Source organism: Geomicrobium sp. JCM 19038, from assembly GCF_000698125.1.
Classification (GTDB): Bacteria; Bacillota; Bacilli; order Bacillales; family Marinococcaceae; genus Geomicrobium_A.
The window spans coordinates 14051-35993 of record NZ_BAXA01000006.1 but is presented as its reverse complement, the minus strand read 5'-3'; the positions used below and the strand labels follow the sequence as shown (position 1 = coordinate 35993).

The window sequence follows — 21943 nt, the reverse complement described above, 5'->3', positions numbered from 1 at the left end:
AGAATATTTATAATCAAAAGGAGGTTCTTTGCAATGACGCTCATCCATAAAGGGCACGGGTTAGACGAGCAAGGGTACATCGAAAGTGATGTTGTGGCGACTCAAATTAGTTTGTACAACACGTGTATTCAAGACTGCGTCGCTCAATTAAAGCAAGCTTTTCCTAAACAAGTGCATAGCGTTTACGTTTATGGCAGTGTAGCACGGGGAGAAGCTGTGAAGAAGAAGTCGGACTTGGACTTGCTCGTCTTGTTTAGGGGGGATGTGTCTGAGCAAGAGAAACGTCGATTAAATTTTCTGGGGCAATCATTATCGAAAACGTATGTTGATAATTTTCGTGATGTTGGCATGGCTTTTACGAATTATGACTATACGGTGGACCCTAAGAACTATGATGAACAAGCGTTTTTGAAAGAGTTATCAATCTGTGTGGATGGTAACGATTTACGTCCATACTTCGGTCCGTATCGCTTAACTTCTGAGATTGCAATTCGTTTTAATGGAGATATTAATGAAGTATATGAACGAGCGATGAAGCGGATGTATCATGGGGACGATGAGGAGTTTAGGCAGACGACGGTGGCGTTTGCGAGAAAGCTCATTCGTACGTATTATTCAATGGTTATGCTTCGTTCTCAAATTTGGATAACAAGGCTTCATGAGCAAGAAGGGAATTGGTTAAGTGAACAGTTCCACCGTGAAGCGAAGAAGGATGAGCCGTGTGAACGTACTTGCTACGCTAAAAATCTATCCGCTAAAAGATGAGAAGCTTGCAGTTGCTCACGTTTCTGCAACGTGAGCACTGGCCTTATCATAGCAATCATGAATCGAGTGAAGCGATGTATGAACATGCTTTTGATGAAGGAAAATATCACGGTAAAAATCTAGCGTTTTGGGTGGAGCAGTTTGATAAAAAGATTGGTTTGGTTGTCATAGAAGACATTGATGATCTCAATCCAATGCTAGACATACGCTTAGCTTCAAATGTACGTGGAAAAGGCATCGGCAAGCACATGTTGCAATGGGTAACCGATTATACGTTTACGAATTACGAGAAGGTTATTCGATTAGAGGGCTGCACTCGTGTAGACAATATGGCGATGCGAAAAACGTTCCATGCCGCAGGCTTTGTGAAAGAAGCATATTATAGAAGTGGTTGGATTGATGAAGATGGGACAGTCTATGATTGTCTTAGTTATGCAAAAACAAGGAGCGATTGGCTCCATGGAACTATAACACCGATTCAAATGGACAACGAACCGTTTTAATTGAGCTCGTCATGGAAGTTTTCATTTTGCAATTCATGCTATAATGCAAGTAAATTCGACAAGATTTTGGCTAGAAGGAGGACAATGACCTTGAAGGCTACTGTAGGAACGTGTGAACTGTGTGGCAGGCAGGAGGTGAAGCGAACGATTCATCATCTTGTACCTAAAGAAGAGGGTGGTGTATTAGAGTCGACATCCTTTTTGTGCATACCTTGCCATAAACAAATTCATGCTCTCTACACGAACCAAGAAATTGCCCTGCGATTAACGACGGTGGAGTCGCTTCAGCAAGATCCGAAGTTGCAATCATTTATTAAGTGGATTCGTAAGCAACATTCTTCCACAATTCCAAAGACGACAAAGTCGAATGCCAAACGGCAAAAAGGGAAATAAAGCGAAGGGAGGATGTTTTGTTATGGACTTAAATGAATACGAACGAACTGTTTCTTTACGAGTCTCTTTTGCGCTCGTCTTTGTCGGACTACTTATTACGTCATCTGTACTCATTTATAATGGTTTTACGATTGTGGACACCTTCTTGTATTTAATAGGCCTCCCTTTACTTGGGGCAGGCATTGCCACATTTCTTACGATGACATTTGTCAGTCGAGGACATAAAGAGCAACGTTTTTTAAAGTACGGCTTTATTATTGGGATCATCGCCCCGATCAGCGCGGTCATTTATCATATGAATCAAGGTGTAACACTTGCGACGTACACGATTGTTCTTGCGATTTGTCTCTCGTTAATATGGATTGGGATGTTTGTGCTTTGGCATTTGCATTTAAGGAGAGTTGCTGAATCGTAAAAGATTGGCAAACGTACATTCTAGAATCCATTCGTTTGTTTATGATAAACTAGTCCTATGTCTACAAAAAAAAGCTTTTTCCTCAATTTCTCGGTAACTTTTTTTTACAATACTTAATGTGTCTGTTTGTCTCGTCGTTTTTGTACTTGCGCTCATTGGCATCGTAACAGGGGTTAATGAGATTAGAGATACGGCAATTGTATTAATGCCGCTCATTCTAGTTACGAGTTTTCTATCTAGACGTAGAAAGCGACTCGAAGAAGAGCAAAGTAAAGACAAAGAAAGCAAGTGAATCGGTGTTAATGATTCACTTGCTTTTTTTGCAGATGTGAATTTCAAGTATAATAGAACGTATAAGGGGGAGTGAATGGATGAAGGAAGAAGATTTTGAAGTTGTTCAACCTAAAGATATTGCTCTCGACGATCAAGTTCGTGTGAAATATTCGAGTGAGAACTTAAAAAATACGGAGTTTGCACACATCTCAAATGTAAACGGAAAGTTCTCTTCATGCACGTTGACTGGATCAGAGTTTCTTCATTCTGATTTCAAAAATAGCAAGTTTTCTTCGTCTACATTGCATGATGCAATTTTTCTTGAGACGAATTTGACCGGTGTGAAGTTTACGAATTCTACGATGAAAAAAGCGTCGTTTGAAGGATGTACGCTCGTAAGTACGACGTTTAAACATTCAACATTAAATGATTGTGATTTTAGTCATGAGACGTTAAAAGGCGTTAAGTTCAGTTATTGTTCACTTAAGAACACGTCATTCTACGGGGCAACGTTGCAAAATGTCAATTTTCAACAGTGCAATTTGAGTCGTGTCGATTTTCGTAATGCCATCATTGATCGAGCAACGCAATCCTACATGAGAGGAACCAATGCGGATCTTTCTGAAGCAAAAATTGCTTCGAGTCGTGACGATGACTAGAAATGGGGAAACCTTTTAATGGAACGAAGCATACAACTATCAATATTAGATTTAGCCACGATTTACAACGGAGAGTCCGCAACACAAACGCTCATTAATTCAACAGAGCTCGCTCAACACGTCGAGACATTAGGATTCACGCGATATTGGTTTGCGGAGCATCACAATACGAAATATCAAATGAGTACATCACCTGACTTACTTAGTGCACATGTAGCGGCGAACACGAGCCGTATACGAATCGGTTCAGGGGGGATTATGCTTCCAAATCATAGTCCATTAAAAGTGGCAGAGAACTTCGCATTACTTGAAGCTTTGAACCCAGGTCGAATTGATTTAGGAATTGGACGTGCTCCTGGAACAGATGGGTTAACGCGCTCGCGCTTAGACGCTCCCGTGAAGCAGTCGTGCGCGATGATTTCCCGAGTCAACTCGATGAACTTCTGAGTTACTTTAAAGGGGAGTTTAAAGATGAACACCCATTTGCATCGATATCACACGCACCTGAGCCATTAACACCTGCGCAATTTATGCTCGGTTCAAGTGATGGCGGCATGCGCTTTGCTTCCAACAACGGTTTAGGCTTTGTTTTTGCTGCGCATATCTCTCCGCAACTTGCCGTACCGATGTTGCGGGCGTATCGTGAGAACTTTAAACCATCCGTGTTTATGGAGCAACCGAAGAGCATTTTAGCGATCATGGTCATTGCTGCAGAAACCGATGAAGAAGCTGAATACTTAGCAGGACCAGCTGAGTTGCAGTGGGTTCGATGGGGAACGGGACAGTTTACGAATCCACCACCAACACTTGAGGAAGTAGCAAATCATACGTATACGATCCAAGAACAACGAGTGAAAGAGGAGAATAAGGGCAAGTTCATTATTGGAAGCATTGAACGAGTCAAAGAAGAGATTCGAACTTTAGCAGATGAAGCGCAAGTGGATGAAGTGATGATTTTAAATATGTTAACAGAGAAAGCATCTCGTCATCGTTCTTATGAATTACTTGCTAAAGCCTTTTCACTTTAACAAAAAAGCAAGCCGTTGAGACCATTCTCAGCGGCTTGCTTTATACTTTGCGCTGAACGAAGTATTCAGCAATCAATCCGATGCCCGCTCCAATGAGGAGACCGGCTGTGACGTAATCGAGAAACAGTCCAATCCCAAGCCCAATGAGAACCCACCAGCAATAAGAATGGCAATCACCTCAGGTAATGTGTTTTCTGAATTGTATCATTACTATGAGTAGGTAAGGGTTAATAGGACTTCTTTTTGCGTCTCTTCTGAGCTTCTTTTTCAGTAATGTAGCGAAAAGTAAGACCAAATAATAACAGAAATAGTGGGAGCCAGGTGAGGATAAACCAATTTAATAGAAAGGAAAGTCCAAAAACAACTGGTGCTGCAATCATAAAGATAAGTCCTATTTGTTTTTCAAGTTGCTCTGTGTGGTGAAACGTCCTCAGTCGAAGCAGTAGGTTTGCAACGATGAGAAAGGCAAGTTCCATTAATAAGTAGGTGAAGATCGCAAACGCGATTAAGTTTAATGGAATCGTTAGCCAAAGTGTCTCACTAAGCGATGCGCCATAATGAATCAGCCCTGCAGTTAGTGCCGTGACAATTGTCCAAAGAATTGTAGACGTTGGGTGACTTCGATAAGACTTCCACTCTTTCTTTTGTTGGCCATTCAGTGATGGGTACTGACTCGTTGCAATCAGTCCATTAAGTACATACATGCTAATCATAAATAAAAGGATGACGAAACTAGTGATTACCCATGAACCTTCCATAGGATAGACAGACATCATTGGACGTCACCCCTTTGTGAACGTTTTTTATCAATACCCTTTTTATTACGATTGTAATGGTACACACCGAGAAGTAGATAAAGCAGTGTGAGCGTTCCAAAAATCACAATTGGGGGAATTGGATTGGCAAGTAAAAGAATCGATCCGACCATCACAATGAAGGAAAGCGGAGCAGCAAAAGTTAAGAAAAACAGATGTTTTGGTCGTTTTTGCATGGTGAAACTCCTTTCTTGTTACATATTCTAGCAAATGTATTAAAAAAGCACCAATTCTAGACGAAAGGCATGATCCTTACTTATTGAATTGTAGAAGCGTGTAAGAAAATCTCGTTAAAATTCGATTAAACGTGATATTTTCTTATACACTGTAAGAATAGGGAAAGATCTGCACAATGAAACGGGATTTTGATGAGGAAGGAGGATCACTTGGGACTCAAAACTTAAAATCTATCATTTTGGAGGTGAATCTGCTACTAATCGAGGACCTGCAAGAAGTAAGCAGAGAGTAGTAGCAGCGATATGAAGCGAGTACATAATTCGATGAGACCGTTACTAATAGCTGTAATATTTTTATTATTCACACCAATTGTAAGTGAGGCTAATGCTTACGAACCGATTCCATATGAGGAAATTCTACCGATTCTAGAAGCATACAATCAAAGTGAGCGTATGGAGTTTGAGGTCATTGGGCAAAGCGTTCAAGGCAGGGACTTATATGAAGTTGTGATCACTCATCCGGATGTTGATGTTGAAGAAGTAAAAGAATTTCGAGAAACGATGCAAGTTGAACCGACAGCGTCGTTACAAACGATTAAAGATGAACCTGATTTTCATGTGCCAATTTTGATTATTGGCGGAATTCATGGAAACGAATTCCCTGGTACTGACGCAGTGTTAGAGCTCATTGAGCGTTTCGCTTTTGCAGAAGATGAGGAGACGCTGGCGATCTTGGACGAGCATGTGCTTGTGTTTAATGTCGTCAACAATCCAGATGGAAGGGAGCTTGGAACAAGACAAAATGCGAACGGTTTTGACTTGAATCGTGATCACGTTACGCTTTCTCAACCAGAAACGATGGTGAATATTGACATGATTCGAGATTGGAATCCGATGGTGTTGTTAGACCTTCATGGATTTGTCATCTATGATGATGACAATCCGGGGCTTATTGAACCTACGACCCACCCTCACAATCCCAATTACGAACATGACCTCTATTTAAAGTGGGCGATGCCGAATGCTGAGGCGATGGAAGCGGAACTCGTGACAAATCGCGATCAGTATGAAACCGATCGTTACCGCAACATGCAAGGCACCTACATTCCATATCGTGATATGGAAGACGGTTGGATGATTATCCACCGATTTTTACACCGATGTATGCGAATCACCACGGAGTATATGGTCATACGTTAGAGACACCAGATAACAGTTTAGACGGTGTACGTTGGATGGTTGATGCAGTGATGGGATCGCTGAAGTTCTCGAGCGAGAACAAACTTGAAATGACAAAAGATCAACTTGAGATCTTTAAACGCGGTGTGGGATTCGAACATGTCGATCATCCTGACGGTTATTTTCCAAATGCTTATTTGTTACCTCTAGATGAGCAGAACGCATCTGCAACGATCAAAGGGGTAAATGAGTTATTACGACATGGGCTCATCGTTGAAAAGACGACAGAAACATTTGAGACGAACGACCAATCGTATGAAGAAGGTACGTATGTAGTAAGACTTGATCAAGCAAAACGAAGCTTGGCAAACGTCCTGCTTTGGGACGGCGAAGATATTAGCGATCAAGCAAGCGCTATGTACGATGTATCCGCTTGGAATATTCCTGAACTGTGGGGATTTGAAGCAACACCACTCTATGAGGATGTAAGTGTGGCACTTGAACCGGTTACAGAGCCTTTGGAAAGCGTAGGTCAATTAATTGGAGATGGACCTTATGTTCTACTGAATAACTCTGTTGAATCTGTTCAACTCGTGAATGAATTGATTAACGAAGGTGTTGAAGTGATTCGCAGTGAAGAAGGTCATTTTCACATTGATGCTACACGAAATGAGCAATTGGAATCAGTAATTTCGGACTCTAATTTATATCTAGAAACGACTGATATTCCTCGTGATGGCTCAATGATTCACTCGCCTGAGGTTGCCATTTTGAACGATCGAAGCAATCACGGAACGAGGGCAGCGCTCCTCAAGATGGGGTATCAAGTGACTGGAATTTCAACAAATGATGTAATTAATCATAAACTAGAAGACTTTGATCTTGTGATTGCGAACGGCGGTCAATTTGACGAGTCAGAAGACTACAAGAAACGTGTTCATGAATTTATCGATGCAGGAGGTCATTACTTTGCCATTGGTCAAAGTGCATCTTCTGTAGCGGTCAATCAGTTAGAGCTAAGTGATGCAACGACGCATACAGGTCCAAGAAATAGTAACGGTGTCGTGCACGTAGACTACACTCCGTCGAGTGTTACCCACGGTTACGATGAAGAAGATCTAGGCTTTGTCTATAATACGATTTGGTTTTCTGACGTAACAGATGAAGAGGTTGTCGCACGTTTTGCAGAAGAAGATTTTTTTAAGGCGGGTTTTTGGAAAGATGCAAAGGAAGCTTCTGGTCAACCAATCGTCATTGAAGGAAAGAAACCCAATGTAACGATTATGGGCTTAGAACCAGGATTTAGAGATCACCCAGAGTATTTATATCGGTTGCTTTCAAACGTCATTTTTACGTCGAGCCAAGTTGAACTCGTAACTCCAGAGCGGGCGCTGATGACTATTGAAAACTTAGTCGATGCAGAACAAATTTATTACGCATCAACGATTAATCGTTTGACGGCAGCCGCTGAACGAGTGATTGAGGAAGACAATTATGATGCAGCACGAAACTATTGGAACATCGTCATTTGGCAGTGGAACTTAAATTCATTTTCTCGGGAAGCTTATACAGAACTTCGTTATGATGCAGAAGAATTACTTGCTTACTATGAATAATAGAAATAGACCTGCTCCGGTGTGGAGCAGGTTTTTGACGTAAAGACTAATAACTAAATTTTCCCGTGTGTTAACCAAGGTAAGAACCCATTCAAGAAGCGCTCCGTTGCAGGCATAAAATACGAACCGAAATGATAATCAGGATCAAGTGTCGTTACGATCCAAGTTCCCTTCGTACTTGTTTTATCGATGTAAAGAACTGCACCACCATCTTCGGTTGTAATTAATTTGTCAGCTTCTTGGCTCGGCCAGAATACACCGTGTTGGTGCCACGTCGCATCTTCCAAGCTAATATAAGTAAATAAATCATGTTCTGGTTGTTGTAAATGCAATCCACTCTTAGGATTTTCTTCGAGCCACCACCAGAAGTTCGTTTCCCGTTCTTCCCAATCTTGATTAGGAATCCACTCCCAAGGTTGTGGACCAAAAGCAACGACGATGCTCCATCTTCGGTATACTGCTGAATTTTGGATTTCGCTTGTTTTAACAAGGTTCCGTTTAATTGTGAAGGGACGATTAAGATATCAACATTTGCAAGTGAAGCATGTTCAAAGTCAGGGAAATAGAAATACTCGTTAACATATTTACGGTACTTAGATTCTTTAAATGTTCGATAATGTGAAGCAATTCCGCTGTAGATCACTCCGATTTTACGCATCTTTTTCTTCCCCCTGAATCCGGCCATACTCATCATGCACCCATTGCAATAGTTGCGCTGGAATTCGGTTTGTTGATTTGTTTTGAGCGTGGTAGTTGAACAAATCTTTACCTGCATGAACGAAAATGGTTCCGTTTGTGCTTGTGCGATCAATATAAGTTGTCGGCATGCCACCAGGTAAACGTAAAAGCACTTCGACTTCCTCTTTGTGGGGATGTGTTCCTCTTGCGAAGAACCCAGCAACGCCTTTATTGAACGTCATTTCTTCCGCAAGTACTCCTTCAAAGATTTCATGTTCACTTTCTTTTGAAATGATGTAATCACGAAAACTACTTACTGATTTAGGGATAAATGGGAATGTACCTGGTAATAAGTTCAAGAAAAGATGACCGCAAAAAATAACGATTTTACCATGATGAAGAAATTCAGTAATTCGATCTTGTTGTTGCAATAAATACTCTTGATCACAAAATTCTTGAATGACAAGGCCTTTGTATGGTTCCAAATCAACCGTTGAAAAATCATATTGATCAATCAGATGGAAATTTTCACGTGTAAACGGGTGAATACGATTACGTAAGCCAAACGCGTGCCCAGGGTCGAGCATAAGCAATGATTGGTCTGTCATAAAGCGTGTACCTCCAATTTTTAAGGTTGACGAATTGTCAAAGTCGATATAAACTACTTCTCAGTCAGTGATAACGATTCTCATTATCATTTAAAATGTTATCTTTGTAAAGTAATTTATTATAAATAACTTAGAGGAGTGCTACATGTGAAGAAAGAAATAATCGGCTTAAGTTTCGTAAGTATGGCGATTCTTGCCGGCTGTGGTTCTAATACAGAATCGCAAGAAGTTGAGACGACAGCTGAGCATAAATTAATTGAGGATGAACTCGGGCGAGAAGTTGAAATACCAAGTGAGATCGATCAAGTCGTAATGGGAAGTATCCTTCCGTATTTCTCAACATGGTTTGTAGCAACAAACTCAACGGATGAAATTGTCGGTATGCATCCCAACTCCTATAACGCAGCGATAAACTCAATACTTAAAGAGATTTCCCCAGCAGTGGCAGATGCAAATACATCATTTGTTAAAAATGGAGAAGTAAATGTTGAAACGCTCATGCAGCTAAATCCTGACGTTTATTTCGAAAGAGCCAATGAGGAAATGTCAGTTCAAAAAGTCGAAGAGACAGGTATTCCTACAGTTGCCCTTGATACAGCAACGAGAACGGATAACCCACTTGATAACTTTGAACGATGGGTTTCAATTACCGGTGAAATTACGGGCACGAGTGATCGACCAGATCAAATTATTGAAGAAGGTCGACAGGCACAAGCAGAAGTGGATGAGGGGCTTGAAGGTGTCTCAGAAGAGGAGAAGCCTAGTGTAATGCTGTTGCAATATCATAGTGAAAATGAAATATCTGTTGGGGGAGTGAATCACCACGGCAACCGTTGGATCAATGCGACGGGTGGTCAAGATGTTGCTGAAGGCGACATTAATGGCATAAAGGAAGTAAATATGGAGCAGGTGTATAACTGGGATCCTGACATTATTTACATAACAAACTTCACAGAAACACAGCCAGAAGATTTGTATGACAATGTGTTTAGAGGACAGGACTGGAGCGATGTAACAGCCGTTCGAGAACAACAAGTGTACAAAATTCCATTAGGAATTTATCGCTGGATGCCACCAAGTGGTGATGCACCTTTAATGCTGAAGTGGATGGCACAGAAGAATCATCCTGAGCGGTTTGAGTACAGCATAGAAGAAGAGATTAAAACGTATTACGATAAATTTTATGATTATGACATTAGTGATGAGCAAATCTATGATGTCTTAAATCCATCATCAGAGGCAGCAAAATATTAACGTAAGGATGTTCACTAGCGATGAAAGCGACGTTGAAAGGACTATTTTTTGTACTATTTCCCTTGTTCCTTGGGGTATTGTCACTTAGTATTGGCAGGTTCGAAGTAGATTTTACGGTTCAAGTACAGATTCTTCTCTCGCAGTTTATGGATATTGAACAGACATGGACCGACATGGAAGAAGCAGCGGTCATCCAATTACGCTTACCTCGAGTCATCCTTGCGATCTTGATTGGTGGAGGTCTATCCATTGCAGGAGCGGCATTACAAGGGATGTTTGCGAACCCGTTAGTTAGCCCTGACATTCTCGGGGTTTCTGCTGGTGCAGGTTTTGGGGCGGCTCTTGGGATCTTGTTATTCGGTCACGGATTTTCCACTCAAATTATTGCGTTAATAACAGGGATGTTAGCGATCGGAATTACTTTCCTTGTAGGTGGATTTAAAAAGGAAATGCCGATTTTTATGATGGTCCTTGCCGGAGTTGTGACGAGTGCGTTATTCCAAGCGTTTATATCATTGATTAAATTTGTTGCTGATCCTGAAGAGAAGCTCCCGTCCATTACGTATTGGCTAATGGGAAGCCTCGGTACTGCATCATACTACGACATTTTGATTGGGGCGCCTTTTATTATCATTGGTATGGTGATCTTACTCGTTTTAAGATGGAGAATTAATATACTCTCTCTATCCGAAGAAGAAGCAAAGTCACTTGGAATTTCAGTAGCGAAGACGAGGTGGCTCGTCATTTTCGCAGCAACGATTATTACCGCTTCAGCAGTGTCTATTGCTGGTATTATCGGCTGGGTTGGGTTAATTATTCCCCATATTGCAAGGATGCTTGTCGGAAACAATAATCGCTTCGTACTGCCCGTATCCATATCAATTGGCGGCTCCTATTTATTAATCATTGATAACTTAGCACGAACGTTAACTCCTGCTGAAATTCCGTTATCAATTCTAACTGCAATCGTAGGGGCACCATTCTTTGCTTATCTTTTAATGCGTACAGGAGGAGGTTGGAAATGAAATTAGAAGTCAACGGTGGGAACTTTTATTATGGAAAAAGGAAGAAAAAGACCGAGCCGTCATTCTTATATCGAAATTCTATTAACCTCAAACTCTGTGAAGGAGAGATTCTGTCTGTATTAGGTCCGAATGGTGCTGGTAAAACGACATTCCTTAAATGCTTAATCGGACTTAAAGATTGGAAGCAAGGTGAGACGCGCATTGAAGGCAAATCGATTAAAGATTATTCTTCAAGAGAGCTCTGGAAACTCGTCGGATACGTTCCACAAGCTTCTAAAATGGCATTCGCTTATTCGGTATTAGAAATGGTTACAATGGGTCGAGCGATGTACATTCGCTCCTATTCACAGCCTTCCGCAAAAGACGAAGCTGCGGCAATGGAAGCATTGGAATCGATTGGAATTGCGCATCTTGCATATCAATCATGCAATTCAATTAGTGGAGGAGAGTTGCAACTTGCTTTAATTGCACGCACGCTCGTTGCAGACCCTAAACTATTAATTTTAGATGAACCAGAATCACACTTAGACATTCAAAAACAAAAAATAATCTTACAAACGATTAAAAAGCTAGTAAAAGAACAAAACATCACTTGTATTATTAATACACATTACCCTAATCATGCATTTTACTTCGGGGATCAAGTCATGATGGTATCAAAACAACAACCTGTGATTGTCGGTAAAACTGAAGAAATTATGACTGAAGAGAATATGGAAAAGTACTTTGATATACGCGTGAAGAAAGTTGAGACAGAAGTAGAAGATCGAACGTTTACATCAATGATTCCTCACTATCTAAGTGAAGCAACGCAAGACTCGCAGCAGTTCAATCTATAGAATTCGTCTTATCATGAGATGGCTGGTTGAGGTTCGGAATGTACCGAGCTTTGACCAGTCTTTTTTTATTTGATTGGTTTGTGCATTAACGTAAATAATCAATGAAACAATGAATCTTAGGTGGATTAAAATGACTGCCCATCTTTGTGCTATCATTTGTAGTGAAGGGAAGTGCACCATCATGAATAATCAGGCATACGTGTATAAACGAACACTGATCGTAGTAGTCATTGCGCAACTTTTTGGGGGAGCGGGGCTTGCAGCAGGACTTACAGTCGGTGCATTACTTGCACAAAGCATGGTGCAAGGGGAAGCGCTTGCAGGTTTACCGGTGGCTCTAATTACGTTAGGGTCAGCACTTGCAGCATTTTTAATTGGACGCATGTCACAACGTCTTGGGCGCCGAGTAGGGTTATCCCTCGGTTTTTTAGCGGGGTTTGTTGGGGCAATCGGGATATTAGTTGCAGCCGTTTTACATAGCATTTGGCTTTTATGGATGATGCTCTTTCTTTACGGGGCAGGGACAGCTTCAAATCTACAAGCACGCTATGCGGGAACGGATTTAGCGACGGAAAAACAACGAGCCACTGCGGTGAGCATTGCACTCGTTTCGACAACTTTTGGAGCTGTGCTCGGACCAAACCTTGTTGATGTGATGGGAGACTTTGCTGCTAGCGTAGGAATCCCACCGCTTGCTGGACCGTTTATTCTTGCAGCACTAGCGTATGGACTTGCAGGTTTAACGTTGTTTATCTTTTTACGACCTGATCCATTTCTTCTTGCTCAATCGTTGCTAGATTCAAAGGAACAAAAGAATGCAGCATATGAAGCAAAACCTATGCAAAAAGGTGTTGTTGTCGGAGCAATGGTCATGATCTTAACGCAGATTATTATGGTTGCTATCATGACGATGACGCCTGTCCATATGGAACATCATGGGCATAGTTTAAGAGAGATTGGGCTTGTCATTAGTATTCATGTTGGTGCGATGTATTTGCCATCATTGTTTACTGGAATTCTTGTAGATCGTCTTGGACGAACCGTTATGGTCGTAAGTTCTGCAATAACGTTGCTCGGAGCAGGTCTGCTTGCGGCGTTTACGCTCCAGACTCGTTACTTGGATTAATTGTGGCACTTGGGTTGTTAGGACTCGGCTGGAATTTAGGTTGATTAGTGGAACCGCACTACTTGTGGATGGAACACACCCGAGCGTTCGTGCGAAAGTTCAAGGTTCTGTTGATGTCTTTGTTGCACTTGCAGGTGCATCAGGAGGTGCAATGAGTGGGATGGTTGCTTCAGGGATGAGCTTCTCTTGGTTATCGCTCTTAGGAGGGTTCTTGGCATTGAGCTCGTGCCTATTGTGTTTTGGGCTAAGCATTCTCGAGAGGCAGAAGAAGGATAAAGAAACGGAGAGTGATCATTCTCCGTTTCTTTATCGTTAATTAGGGCGTCTACGGCAAATCGTCACGTCAATACCCTGATCTTGTAAGCGTCGAACAATATCTTCAATCGTGTCTTCTGAACAGTGTTGAGGCTCGTCTATGCAGTGCACATCATTTTCTTGACTGTAGCTTACGTGATCATTCATCGAACAACACCCCTTATAAATGATGACTGACTGGTCATAAATATAGTTTAGCACAACTTTAGAACGTTGAATGTGTGTTTTAGGTGAAGATTAATCTTTTGAGTGGATGGTCAGTCAATGGTAAGATAATTATGAGGTGTAGTTGATGAATCAGAAAAAGACCGAGATAATAGAAAAAGCAATTCATCTTTTTGCGACAGAAGGTTTTCATCCGACGTCGATTCAAGACATCTGTACCGTTAGTGGGATTTCAAAAGGAGCATTTTACCTCCACTTTGATTCCAAAGATCAATTACTTGTGGAAATTTATGAATATTATTATGACAGCCTTCATGAACAAGTTCAGCAAGTAAAAGAACAAGCTGAAACTCCTTACGAATCATTTTTGTTACAGCTTGAAGCACATTACGAAACGATTTTTAAGCATCGGGATTTCATTATTATGCAGTTACAAGAACAAGAGTTATCAACAAATCCAGCAATACGAAGCTTTGTTACGGAGATGAAAGAAGTTCGTTACGAGTGGTTTAAGAAAAACTTCACCCTCTTATACGGAGAAGAAGTTGAGCTATGTGTATGACTTGAGCATTCTCTTAGAAGGTATGAACAAGGCGTATTTGCAAACGATTCTTCATTTAGAATTAGAGATCAACCCGAAAGATTTGGCGGAGTGGATTCTCGATCGCTTAAATGATCATAAAGAATCCCTTCTTATAAAACGCGTCCCTCCTTTTATTACATCTGACATTTTGCAAGAAAAGCATGAAGAGAAGCATGATCAAGAACTTGATGATGTGATTGAAAGTGTCTCCGAAGTTATAAGTGGACTGAAGGCTTCGGAAGAGAAGGTGGCGGAGTGGTTAGAAGCCTTGATGTGCTAAAGGCTGAAGCAAAAAAAGACGAGCCTCGAGCAATTATTATTCAAGGAATGCTAAAAACACTTGAAGATGCACCAGACTTAGAGTTTTATTGCAAACGACTAGAGCAATTAACGATTCGTTAATTGCCTCTTTTCGTTCGTGACCAGATTGTGATATGATGAATTTATTCAGATTATTTCGACATGAATTGTTTTGTATGCAAAAAGCGCGATTTGCGCAAGTCATATGGTTTCATCAGAACCTTTCGTTTATGCAATGCATCTTATGAGCGTCTGTCATCTTCTTTTTGAGAAAGGAACTTCCGCATGCTAAACCTTGTGGCGCTAATCATTAGCCTATTTGTCTTTTTTTGCGCTTTTATGATTCATTCTAATAAGCGGATTACTTTACTGAATAGAGCCTTAATCGGATGGCCAATAAGCGACTTGAACGTCATAAAGAAGAAATGTCTAAAGTTGCCAGCTTTTATGTATTTCTTGCAGGCATTTTCGTTTTACTAATACCGATATTTATTCTACTATTTGGAATCACAATCGGACTGTTATTATTTATTATCACTGGGATCCTACTATATGCCCAGTTTCGAAGGAAGCTGCAAACGATCGGGCGCATCACGAGTAAGTGGAACTCACAGTTATGGATTCTTTTTTTCAATCGATGATCAGTACAAAATCGCCGATTTAGGCGATTTTGTTTGCAGAAGGAAGCTCAGCTTATGCTACTTAGTGTACGTTAGTTGTTACTAACAGAAACAGAGATATTTCCCACCTCAGAGCGCAGATTCAATTGAGGTGCATGACTCTCACTTGCCACATCTTCTAAATCATTGATGTGGGTCAGACCAATTGTAGTTGAAATTGATGGTTGTATTGCACCAGACAGTTCATTAAAGGTTACGTTTACGTTGCCTACTTCAGTCTGTATAGACAAATCTTCGTTCAAGTCGGGCAAATGAAATTCAAAATTCCCAACTTCTGACTTCGCATCAATCGTATTTGCAATCATTGAAGCATGAACATTCCCAACCTCAGTTGCAATGGACCAGTATTCAGCTTGAACGTTATCTAGCTGGATGTCTGCAACACTACTTGTAATTGTTATCGATTCGAACAGAATATCGGGAAGAAAAACATCAATGTCGTAATCCGCATTGAAAAATCCAAAGAGTTGGACGCTAGGCTTATGTTTATGCGTAATATGAAGTGTGTTGTCCTTCAATTGTGTAGAGAGGTCATACTCTGTCTGTTGGATGTTCATTATACTTCCTTCATATCCAACAAGAATGTCGTCTTGTTCGTGTGAATGAATGGAGATTGATGCAACGTCTGCATCAATTTTCACATGATCAACGAGAGCAGAATCATAAGTTTCATAGTGTTCTTCCCAAGTAGAATGAAACGGGCTCGTTCCGAAAAGAAAAAGTGCTATATTTCCAATAATTCCGATTGTAAGTAGACCGATCCCGGAAAACAGAACAGTGCGTAAATTCATGCTTGACCACCTCTTACAATGTTTAAGTTAAAGTTTAAATAACGAATGATAAGAGCGTAACAAAGTTGAAGCAATTTCAAACTCCCAACAGTGAGAATCATTCCAAGACCAACATAACCGATGAGCAAAAAGCTTTGAATCCAAAATGCCGAAGAAAAACCTTCTTGAATCAATAAAAGTAATGGAGATAAAATCAGTGCGATTGATACGATGGCGAGTGAAATCGGAATGACCATGATTGCCACAAACGGTCCTAAAACAAAGATTAAATTAAACATACTTAGTGAGATAGCAGCGAACGATGCTCGTAAAATGGTTTTCATTGAAGGATGGTTATGAGCAACTTCAAGGTTATACTGCGCAACAATTTCTTTCGCTACTTTATCAGGCTTGCCAAGTGATTCAGCAATTTCATCCTCCGTTCGACCGTTAGCTAAGCCGATGGTGAAGTGCTCCTCATAATCAGCAATAAACTCTAAACGTTCCTCCTTTGGAAGGTTAGAAAGCTTTGATTCTAAAGACGCCATATAGTCAGTTTTTCTCAATTTGATCGACCTCCTCTTGGATAAATTGATTTACACCGTGCTTCAAATCATTCCAGTCATACAGCAATTTTTCTTTCATTTCTTCACCTTTTTCGGTTATGGCATAATATTTGCGAGGAGGCCCTTCTTTTGATTCCGCAAGGTAAGTTGAAAATAACTCATCTTTCGTCATCCGTCTTAACAGCGGGTATAACCCACCTTCTGAAATGGTGAATTTTTTTGAAATCTCTTCAACGAGTTCATAGCCATACCGATCTTTATTTGAAATTAGAAGTAACACACACAATTCTAGAATTCCTTTTTTCCATTGTGCGTTCATACACGATCACCACCATCGCTTTAATCGGTACTGTTCATTGAACAGTAGTTGATGTATTGAATATAGAGTATAGGTAAAATATCCTGAAGTCAACACAGATTAACGAATTTTAGAGAATTTAATGCATGCATTCGTTCAATTATTCATATAATTCATACTTGACAAATAGGTATTATAAGATTAGCATACAAGGTAATAACTTGACGGCTCATGTATGTTAGAAAGTATGAGCGTATGCGACATATTGGAAAGATAGAAAAATCGCAAAAGGTCTGTAATGAAGCGAATTGAACGTTCATTTGGATGCAAGTGCGGTCTACCAACTTGATACGAGTGGGAGTGGATGTTGTATGAATCATGTTGTCGTTATTTCAGGGAGTCCAAGTGAACCATCAAAAACGAGTCATGTGTTACATGAAGTTGCTAATAGGTTACAAGCAGATTGTTCCGTAGATTTTATCAACGTCCGAGACTTACCTGCGGAGGATTTATTGCATGCAAAATTCGGTTCACCAAGTATTAAAGAAGCATCAGCTTTAGTGGAAAGAGCAGAAGTTATCATTATCGGAAGTCCAATCTATAAAGCGTCAATTACCGGAGGTTTAAAAGCATTTCTGGATCTGTTGCCAGAAGGGGCATTACGAGGGAAAACGGTTTTACCTCTCGCTACGGGTGGGAGTATTGCCCATTATCTTTCCTTAGACTTTTCATTATTACCTGTTTTGCATACGCTTGGCAGCACACACTTATTAAAGCCTGTCTATGTGCTAAGTAGTGATATTCACATTGAAGATGATCACCTATTTATTCAAGACGTTGATACGGCAGCGAGAGTCGATCAAGCCGTTGATCAAATTTTGCAAGGGTTTCAAAGCTACCAGAAAGTGAATTAGTTCGCTAAGAAAGACACTTCTCTATGGAGTGTCTATTTATTTTTTTGTAGTAATTCGAAATGGATTCTTTTTGAAATTGAAAAACATTAAAGTAGAGGTTAAAAGCAGTAGATTAAGTGTTTAATCTGTGAAGTAAGTCGGGAATTGATAAGAATAGCCATTATTTTGAAGGGGTGAATGTATGGAAGATGCTAAAAAGTATATCGAAGATGTATTAGAAACGGTTAAAGAACGTGATCCACATGAAGAAGAGTTTTACCAAGCGGTAAAGGAAATCTTTGATTCACTAGCGCCATACTTAGCTGAGCATCCAAAGTATCAACAATTTGGCATTTTAGAAAGGCTTGTAGAGCCAGATCGTTTCATATCATTTCGCGTTCCATGGGTCGATGATCAAGGTAGTGTGCAAGTAAACCGAGGGTATCGGGTTCAGTTTAATGCATCCATTGGTCCGTATAAAGGCGGGCTACGCTTTCATCCAACTGTCAATTCGAGCATCGTAAAATTTCTTGCATTTGAACAGATTTTCAAAAATGCATTAACGGGACAACCAATCGGTGGCGGGAAAGGTGGCGCAGATTTTGACCCGAAAAATAAGTCAAACGCTGAAATCATGCGCTTTACACAAAGCTTTATGACTGAGCTATCTAAACATATCGGACCGAACGTCGATGTACCCGCTGGAGATATTGGTGTAGGTGGCCGTGAAATCAACTACATGGTTGGGCAATATCGAAAATTAAGAGGTTCATCTGAAGCGGGAGTGTTCACTGGGAAAGATGTAGATATTGGCGGGAGCTTAACGAGAGCTGAATCAACGGGTTACGGCGTCATTTATTTTGTCGAGAACATGTTAAAAGAATTAAATGAGAGTTTAACTGGGAAACAGATTATTGTTTCAGGGTCAGGTAAAGTATCCATTTATGCGATGGAAAAAGCGATTGAGCTTGGCGCTCGAGTGGTTGCGTGCAGCGATTCTTCAGGCTACATCTACGATGAAAAGGGTATTGATCTTGAGACGGTTAAGCGCTTAAAAGAAGTTGAAGGCAAACGAATTTCTGCGTATGCAGAAGAACATGATCATTCATCGTTTTACGGTGGGGAGAAAATATGGCAAGTAGCTTGTGACATTGCACTTCCTTGCGCCACTCAAAATGAGCTTGATGAATATGATGCAAGTACGCTCATTCATAACGGTGTTAGAATTGTCGCTGAAGGTGCTAATATGCCATGTACACTTAAAGCTGTGGAACAGTTCCGAGAAAACCACGTTCGTTTTGCGCCGAGTAAAGCAGCAAACGCTGGTGGAGTCGCTGTTTCTGCCTTAGAGATGGCTCAGAATAGCGCGAGAGTCTCATGGACATTTGAAGAAGTCGATCGCCAATTAAAGGAAATTATGCAAAACATTTATAATCAAAGCTTATCGGCAGGAAGGCAATACAAATGTGAGGACAATCTGATTGATGGTGCGAACATCGCAGGTTTCAAACGAGTCGCAGATGCAATGATTGCACAAGGAGTATTGTAAATTAAACAAGGAGAGTTTGAAAAATGAATAGCTCAAGAGGTTTTGGCATCATGCTCGCTTTTTTCATGATAATCCTGATTGAGCCAATCCGGGTAATAATAACTGGGAATCAGATGATGGATAGTTACTGGTTCATATTGTTTGGATTTATAATTATTCTAGCGATCGTGTTCCTACGTTTTACGGTTCAAGCAGTAAGGCGTAATCGAGCAAGGTCGCGACATCATGAACTAGACACGCTATCTACGTCCATTGAACTAACTGGGGATTTTCAATATCAAGAACCGATTGACATGATGCATGGTCATCCGGTGCAAGTATACGATGCTGCTGGAAATCGAGTTGCAACTTATAAGTATACGTTTCGGAATACTTATGAAAAGTGGTTCTCACTCTCAGGTTTTATGGATTTTCGAAATATTGAAGTGACGAGTCATAGTAATGATGATGTCGTTCTTTTTCAAGCGCATCCGTTGCACAAAAATCTTTGGCGACCGAAGTGGAATGTCTATTTAAATGGAGAAGAGCGAGGGTTATTTGAGGTGGCACCGTTGTCGATGAAGCAAATTCAAAAAGAAATGGTTTTTGATTATCATGTCGATAATAAGAAGTATCAGCTGATCAGTCCACGACTATCAACAGAGTCTAAAATTATGAGTAACAAAACAACGATGATGGAAGTTAATCGCACATTCTTCAGTATGACAAGCAAGGGAGACGATGGAGAACGTGGTCGTAAGCATGAACTAACGGTCGTTAACGACGATGAATTAAGTTTTTTAGAGAAGATCGGTTTATACCAACAATCGATGACGCGTACTCGTAATTAAAAGAAGTTACCTAGTGGTAGCTTCTTTTGCGTAGTATAATAGAGAAAAGACAGCAGTTAAAGGGTGAGTTTATGGGAGAAGCAAACGTATTTAATGTGAAATATCCGATTATTCAAGCAGGTATGGCTGGTGGGGCAACGTCTCCACAACTTGTTGCAGCTGTGTCTAATTATGGAGGGTTAGGAACAATTGGGGGTGGATACATGTCACCCGATAACTTACGAAAGGCAATTCAAAAAGTGAAAACGTTAACCAATCAGCCTTTTGCGGTAAATCTTTTTATCCCTGAGCAATCGTTTACGGCTGAAGAAATTGCAGTACATAGTAAGAGAGGTATGGAGCTCACACATTCGTTTCGAAATCGTTTCGGTTTAACGACTAAAACGGTCGAGAAAGTCCAAGAATCGTTTGAGCAACAATTCGAAGTTGTACTTGAAGAACAAGTACCAGTGTTTAGCTTTACGTTTGGGGTACCAACTGACAATCAAGTGGCTGCGTTGAAGGCTGCAGGTATTGTAACGTGTGGGACGGCCACTACGGTAGAGGAGGCCATACATATTGAGCAAGTTGGCATTGATGCAGTTGTTGCACAAGGCAGTGAAGCAGGTGGTCATCGTGGTAGTTTCATACAAAGTGAGTATTTGCCGTTAATTGGAACGATGGCCCTTGTCCCGCAAATTGTTGACCACGTCACGATTCCAGTCATTGCAGCAGGTGGAATTATGGATGAACGTGGGGTTGCTGCATCTTTTGCATTAGGAGCAACTTGTGTGCAGTTGGGAACAGCGTTTTTAACGACGATTGAAAGTGCTGCGCATCCGCTCCATAAAGAGCAATTGTTGCAACATAATGAAGAGGATACAGATGTAACGTATGCTTTTTCTGGCAAAGCTGCGAGAGGAATTCGAAACGCCTTTATCGAAGCTCATACTTGTACACGTTTAGAAGAAATCCCCCTTATCCAATTCAAAATGCAGTGACGCAAGATTTGCGAAAGGCATCTTCAGAAGAGGGAGATTGGAATACGATGTCTTTATGGGCAGGTCAAGGTTTGCGATTAGCTGAACAATTATCAGTAGAGCAATTGATGCAGCGACTAACGAAAGCTATTCCTCGTCAATAGGAAGTGTTTCATACGTTAGTAAACGAATGATCGCTTCATGGTCAGGGTATTCGCCGATTAACTCATCTTGTGTGAATAATTCAAAGTCTGAATAATCAAAGCCTGGAGCAACAGCACAGCTGACAAGCGAATAGTCCGATGAAACGGTGGAGCCAAAAATTGTTCCCGCGCGTACAACGGTGCTCAGCTGTTGACCATGTTCAATTTGCGGACCGACGATGACTTGCTCATAGGAACCGTCCGGATGTAGCATGTGTACTGTAAGTGACGCACCGTAATGGTAATACCAAACTTCATCGCTTTTAAGTCGGTGAAAATGAGAAGGGCTTTTTGTGGTTAATAAAAAATAAATGCTCGTATACAATGGTCTGCGGTCTCCGGTTTGACTTTTGATCTGCTCATTGGCTTTGAAACTTTCAGTGAAGTATCCACCTTCTTGATGGGGCTTTAGTCCGAGCTGGTCAATCCAATAGTTAGGATGGATCATAGGATGCCTCCTTTGTATGTGTTGATTATCAT

At 40.8% G+C, this 21943-nt stretch carries 31 protein-coding genes and 1 pseudogene; 23 read left to right on the top strand and 9 right to left on the bottom strand.

All coding sequences use genetic code 11. The features are described 5' to 3' along the window. The first annotated feature begins 33 nt into the window (after positions 1-33). The 7 genes and pseudogenes from JCM19038_RS09170 to JCM19038_RS25460 all read left to right on the top strand — a co-directional run bounded on the left by JCM19038_RS09170 (position 34) and on the right by JCM19038_RS25460 (position 4036). Positions 34-765 (top strand): nucleotidyltransferase domain-containing protein, encoded by a 732-nt coding sequence (locus tag JCM19038_RS09170; RefSeq protein ID WP_052361333.1) that lies wholly within the window; start codon positions 34-36, stop codon positions 763-765. A gap of 11 nt (positions 766-776) precedes the next feature. Next, positions 777-1268, top strand: coding sequence for a GNAT family N-acetyltransferase (locus JCM19038_RS09165; protein WP_052361332.1), 492 nt, complete (start codon positions 777-779; stop codon positions 1266-1268). 90 nt (positions 1269-1358) lie between these two features. Next, positions 1359-1661, top strand: coding sequence for an HNH endonuclease (locus tag JCM19038_RS09160; RefSeq protein ID WP_238554358.1), 303 nt, complete (start codon positions 1359-1361; stop codon positions 1659-1661). A 22-nt stretch (positions 1662-1683) separates the two neighbouring features. After that, on the top strand, positions 1684-2076 hold the full coding sequence (locus JCM19038_RS09155; RefSeq protein WP_042417060.1) for a hypothetical protein: 393 nt from the start codon (positions 1684-1686) through the stop codon (positions 2074-2076). A gap of 118 nt (positions 2077-2194) precedes the next feature. Next, positions 2195-2368: a hypothetical protein gene (locus tag JCM19038_RS22785; RefSeq protein ID WP_193745095.1), complete on the top strand. Its 174-nt coding sequence runs from the start codon at positions 2195-2197 to the stop codon at positions 2366-2368. A 79-nt stretch (positions 2369-2447) separates the two neighbouring features. After that, the gene (locus tag JCM19038_RS09150; RefSeq protein WP_042417057.1) at positions 2448-3008 is read left to right on the top strand and encodes a pentapeptide repeat-containing protein; all 561 of its coding nucleotides are present in this window, start codon (positions 2448-2450) and stop codon (positions 3006-3008) included. Between the two features lie 18 nt (positions 3009-3026). Beyond that, positions 3027-4036: pseudogene (locus JCM19038_RS25460) on the top strand (LLM class flavin-dependent oxidoreductase). A 227-nt stretch (positions 4037-4263) separates the two neighbouring features. Here JCM19038_RS25460 and JCM19038_RS09140 read toward each other — a convergent pair. Together JCM19038_RS09140 and JCM19038_RS09135 are read right to left on the bottom strand one after the other, a co-directional pair. Next, positions 4264-4812: a hypothetical protein gene (locus JCM19038_RS09140; protein ID WP_042417055.1), complete on the bottom strand. Its 549-nt coding sequence runs from the start codon at positions 4810-4812 to the stop codon at positions 4264-4266. Then, on the bottom strand, positions 4809-5027 hold the full coding sequence (locus JCM19038_RS09135) for a hypothetical protein (RefSeq protein WP_042417053.1): 219 nt from the start codon (positions 5025-5027) through the stop codon (positions 4809-4811). Before JCM19038_RS09135 ends, JCM19038_RS09140 begins: the two co-directional genes overlap by 4 nt. A gap of 303 nt (positions 5028-5330) precedes the next feature. Between JCM19038_RS09135 and JCM19038_RS20675 the strand changes: the two genes are divergently transcribed. Together JCM19038_RS20675 and JCM19038_RS20670 are read left to right on the top strand one after the other, a co-directional pair. Continuing rightward, the gene (locus tag JCM19038_RS20675; RefSeq protein WP_052361330.1) at positions 5331-6227 is read left to right on the top strand and encodes a M14 family zinc carboxypeptidase; all 897 of its coding nucleotides are present in this window, start codon (positions 5331-5333) and stop codon (positions 6225-6227) included. Further along, positions 6158-7822, top strand: coding sequence for a hypothetical protein (locus JCM19038_RS20670; RefSeq protein ID WP_152549386.1), 1665 nt, complete (start codon positions 6158-6160; stop codon positions 7820-7822). The genes JCM19038_RS20675 and JCM19038_RS20670 overlap by 70 nt, the downstream gene beginning before the upstream one ends. Before the next feature lie 53 nt (positions 7823-7875). On the opposite strand, the gene JCM19038_RS23550 is transcribed toward JCM19038_RS20670, so the two are convergent. Next, complete coding sequence (locus tag JCM19038_RS23550; protein ID WP_238554355.1) at positions 7876-8154, bottom strand: hypothetical protein; 279 nt, start codon at positions 8152-8154, stop codon at positions 7876-7878. A gap of 318 nt (positions 8155-8472) precedes the next feature. After that, positions 8473-9108: a hypothetical protein gene (locus JCM19038_RS09120; RefSeq protein ID WP_042417050.1), complete on the bottom strand. Its 636-nt coding sequence runs from the start codon at positions 9106-9108 to the stop codon at positions 8473-8475. 147 nt (positions 9109-9255) lie between these two features. Here JCM19038_RS09120 and JCM19038_RS09115 point away from each other — a divergent pair, with 147 nt between their 5' ends. The 5 genes from JCM19038_RS09115 (at position 9256) to JCM19038_RS25455 (ending at position 13668) form a co-directional block, all read left to right on the top strand. Then, the gene (locus tag JCM19038_RS09115; RefSeq protein ID WP_042417047.1) at positions 9256-10362 is read left to right on the top strand and encodes an ABC transporter substrate-binding protein; all 1107 of its coding nucleotides are present in this window, start codon (positions 9256-9258) and stop codon (positions 10360-10362) included. 20 nt (positions 10363-10382) lie between these two features. Beyond that, positions 10383-11387, top strand: coding sequence for an iron ABC transporter permease (locus JCM19038_RS09110; RefSeq protein WP_042417045.1), 1005 nt, complete (start codon positions 10383-10385; stop codon positions 11385-11387). Then, positions 11384-12226 carry an ABC transporter ATP-binding protein gene (locus JCM19038_RS09105; RefSeq protein ID WP_042417042.1) on the top strand — a complete coding sequence of 281 codons (843 nt, stop codon included), beginning with the start codon at positions 11384-11386 and terminating at the stop codon, positions 12224-12226. Before JCM19038_RS09110 ends, JCM19038_RS09105 begins: the two co-directional genes overlap by 4 nt. A 181-nt stretch (positions 12227-12407) precedes the next feature. Further along, positions 12408-13352: an MFS transporter gene (locus JCM19038_RS09100; protein WP_373902721.1), complete on the top strand. Its 945-nt coding sequence runs from the start codon at positions 12408-12410 to the stop codon at positions 13350-13352. A 40-nt stretch (positions 13353-13392) separates the two neighbouring features. Then, positions 13393-13668, top strand: a complete 276-nt coding sequence (locus tag JCM19038_RS25455; protein ID WP_373902719.1) for a hypothetical protein — start codon at positions 13393-13395, stop codon at positions 13666-13668. Here JCM19038_RS25455 and JCM19038_RS22780 read toward each other — a convergent pair. Further along, positions 13665-13814, bottom strand: coding sequence for a hypothetical protein (locus JCM19038_RS22780; RefSeq protein WP_193745094.1), 150 nt, complete (start codon positions 13812-13814; stop codon positions 13665-13667). The genes JCM19038_RS25455 and JCM19038_RS22780 overlap by 4 nt on opposite strands. Positions 13815-13959: 145 nt before the next feature. Here JCM19038_RS22780 and JCM19038_RS09095 point away from each other — a divergent pair, with 145 nt between their 5' ends. The 4 genes from JCM19038_RS09095 (at position 13960) to JCM19038_RS22770 (ending at position 15356) form a co-directional block, all read left to right on the top strand. Beyond that, complete coding sequence (locus JCM19038_RS09095; RefSeq protein ID WP_042417040.1) at positions 13960-14394, top strand: TetR/AcrR family transcriptional regulator; 435 nt, start codon at positions 13960-13962, stop codon at positions 14392-14394. Continuing rightward, positions 14378-14695 carry a hypothetical protein gene (locus tag JCM19038_RS09090; RefSeq protein WP_042417038.1) on the top strand — a complete coding sequence of 106 codons (318 nt, stop codon included), beginning with the start codon at positions 14378-14380 and terminating at the stop codon, positions 14693-14695. Before JCM19038_RS09095 ends, JCM19038_RS09090 begins: the two co-directional genes overlap by 17 nt. Then, entirely contained in the window at positions 14671-14817 is a 147-nt protein-coding gene (locus JCM19038_RS22775) for a hypothetical protein (RefSeq protein ID WP_193745093.1), read from the top strand. The genes JCM19038_RS09090 and JCM19038_RS22775 overlap by 25 nt, the downstream gene beginning before the upstream one ends. Before the next feature lie 287 nt (positions 14818-15104). Then, positions 15105-15356 carry a hypothetical protein gene (locus JCM19038_RS22770; protein WP_042417037.1) on the top strand — a complete coding sequence of 84 codons (252 nt, stop codon included), beginning with the start codon at positions 15105-15107 and terminating at the stop codon, positions 15354-15356. 71 nt (positions 15357-15427) lie between these two features. Here the strand turns inward: JCM19038_RS22770 and JCM19038_RS09080 are convergent, their stop codons facing one another. Genes JCM19038_RS09080 through JCM19038_RS09070 form a run of 3 tightly spaced genes read right to left on the bottom strand, consistent with a single transcriptional unit; the run spans position 15428 to position 17050 of the window. Continuing rightward, positions 15428-16186: a DUF4097 family beta strand repeat-containing protein gene (locus JCM19038_RS09080; RefSeq protein WP_042417036.1), complete on the bottom strand. Its 759-nt coding sequence runs from the start codon at positions 16184-16186 to the stop codon at positions 15428-15430. Continuing rightward, a complete protein-coding gene (locus JCM19038_RS09075; RefSeq protein ID WP_042417033.1) occupies positions 16183-16731 on the bottom strand; it encodes an HAAS domain-containing protein in 549 nt (182 codons plus the stop codon). The genes JCM19038_RS09080 and JCM19038_RS09075 overlap by 4 nt, the downstream gene beginning before the upstream one ends. Then, complete coding sequence (locus JCM19038_RS09070; protein ID WP_042417030.1) at positions 16718-17050, bottom strand: PadR family transcriptional regulator; 333 nt, start codon at positions 17048-17050, stop codon at positions 16718-16720. Before JCM19038_RS09070 ends, JCM19038_RS09075 begins: the two co-directional genes overlap by 14 nt. A gap of 350 nt (positions 17051-17400) precedes the next feature. Between JCM19038_RS09070 and ssuE the strand changes: the two genes are divergently transcribed. From ssuE to JCM19038_RS25450, 5 genes are all read left to right on the top strand, one after another. Continuing rightward, positions 17401-17943, top strand: a complete 543-nt coding sequence (gene ssuE / locus JCM19038_RS09065; protein WP_042417027.1) for an NADPH-dependent FMN reductase — start codon at positions 17401-17403, stop codon at positions 17941-17943. A gap of 181 nt (positions 17944-18124) precedes the next feature. Further along, positions 18125-19471, top strand: coding sequence for an NADP-specific glutamate dehydrogenase (gene gdhA, locus JCM19038_RS09060; protein WP_042417025.1), 1347 nt, complete (start codon positions 18125-18127; stop codon positions 19469-19471). A gap of 23 nt (positions 19472-19494) precedes the next feature. Then, positions 19495-20301 (top strand): hypothetical protein, encoded by an 807-nt coding sequence (locus tag JCM19038_RS09055; RefSeq protein ID WP_042417022.1) that lies wholly within the window; start codon positions 19495-19497, stop codon positions 20299-20301. Between the two features lie 71 nt (positions 20302-20372). Beyond that, positions 20373-21281, top strand: a complete 909-nt coding sequence (locus JCM19038_RS09050; RefSeq protein WP_238554354.1) for a nitronate monooxygenase family protein — start codon at positions 20373-20375, stop codon at positions 21279-21281. Next, complete coding sequence (locus JCM19038_RS25450; RefSeq protein WP_373902714.1) at positions 21278-21424, top strand: hypothetical protein; 147 nt, start codon at positions 21278-21280, stop codon at positions 21422-21424. Before JCM19038_RS09050 ends, JCM19038_RS25450 begins: the two co-directional genes overlap by 4 nt. Here the strand turns inward: JCM19038_RS25450 and JCM19038_RS09045 are convergent. Then, on the bottom strand, positions 21408-21911 hold the full coding sequence (locus tag JCM19038_RS09045) for a cupin domain-containing protein (RefSeq protein ID WP_042417019.1): 504 nt from the start codon (positions 21909-21911) through the stop codon (positions 21408-21410). The two genes, JCM19038_RS25450 and JCM19038_RS09045, sit on opposite strands and share 17 nt — an antisense overlap. Between the last annotated feature and the right edge of the window lie 32 nt (positions 21912-21943).

Excerpts from the sequence above, each read along its gene's own strand:
- JCM19038_RS20675 (WP_052361330.1), top strand. The coding sequence starts at position 5,331 with ATGAAGCGAGTACATAATTCGATGAGACCGTTACTAATAGCTGTAATA.
- JCM19038_RS09055 (WP_042417022.1), top strand. The coding sequence starts at position 19,495 with ATGAATAGCTCAAGAGGTTTTGGCATCATGCTCGCTTTTTTCATGATA.
- ssuE (WP_042417027.1), top strand. The coding sequence starts at position 17,401 with ATGAATCATGTTGTCGTTATTTCAGGGAGTCCAAGTGAACCATCAAAA.
- JCM19038_RS09150 (WP_042417057.1), top strand. The coding sequence starts at position 2,448 with ATGAAGGAAGAAGATTTTGAAGTTGTTCAACCTAAAGATATTGCTCTC.
- JCM19038_RS09135 (WP_042417053.1), bottom strand. The coding sequence starts at position 5,027 with ATGCAAAAACGACCAAAACATCTGTTTTTCTTAACTTTTGCTGCTCCG.
- JCM19038_RS09045 (WP_042417019.1), bottom strand. The coding sequence starts at position 21,911 with ATGATCCATCCTAACTATTGGATTGACCAGCTCGGACTAAAGCCCCAT.
- JCM19038_RS09105 (WP_042417042.1), top strand. The coding sequence starts at position 11,384 with ATGAAATTAGAAGTCAACGGTGGGAACTTTTATTATGGAAAAAGGAAG.
- JCM19038_RS09140 (WP_042417055.1), bottom strand. The coding sequence starts at position 4,812 with ATGATGTCTGTCTATCCTATGGAAGGTTCATGGGTAATCACTAGTTTC.
- JCM19038_RS22780 (WP_193745094.1), bottom strand. The coding sequence starts at position 13,814 with ATGAATGATCACGTAAGCTACAGTCAAGAAAATGATGTGCACTGCATA.
- JCM19038_RS09110 (WP_042417045.1), top strand. The coding sequence starts at position 10,383 with ATGAAAGCGACGTTGAAAGGACTATTTTTTGTACTATTTCCCTTGTTC.
- JCM19038_RS22770 (WP_042417037.1), top strand. The coding sequence starts at position 15,105 with ATGGCCAATAAGCGACTTGAACGTCATAAAGAAGAAATGTCTAAAGTT.
- JCM19038_RS09080 (WP_042417036.1), bottom strand. The coding sequence starts at position 16,186 with ATGAATTTACGCACTGTTCTGTTTTCCGGGATCGGTCTACTTACAATC.
- JCM19038_RS09170 (WP_052361333.1), top strand. The coding sequence starts at position 34 with ATGACGCTCATCCATAAAGGGCACGGGTTAGACGAGCAAGGGTACATC.
- JCM19038_RS09155 (WP_042417060.1), top strand. The coding sequence starts at position 1,684 with ATGGACTTAAATGAATACGAACGAACTGTTTCTTTACGAGTCTCTTTT.
- JCM19038_RS09050 (WP_238554354.1), top strand. The coding sequence starts at position 20,373 with ATGGGAGAAGCAAACGTATTTAATGTGAAATATCCGATTATTCAAGCA.
- JCM19038_RS09120 (WP_042417050.1), bottom strand. The coding sequence starts at position 9,108 with ATGACAGACCAATCATTGCTTATGCTCGACCCTGGGCACGCGTTTGGC.
- JCM19038_RS09100 (WP_373902721.1), top strand. The coding sequence starts at position 12,408 with ATGAATAATCAGGCATACGTGTATAAACGAACACTGATCGTAGTAGTC.
- JCM19038_RS09070 (WP_042417030.1), bottom strand. The coding sequence starts at position 17,050 with ATGAACGCACAATGGAAAAAAGGAATTCTAGAATTGTGTGTGTTACTT.
- JCM19038_RS09095 (WP_042417040.1), top strand. The coding sequence starts at position 13,960 with ATGAATCAGAAAAAGACCGAGATAATAGAAAAAGCAATTCATCTTTTT.
- gdhA (WP_042417025.1), top strand. The coding sequence starts at position 18,125 with ATGGAAGATGCTAAAAAGTATATCGAAGATGTATTAGAAACGGTTAAA.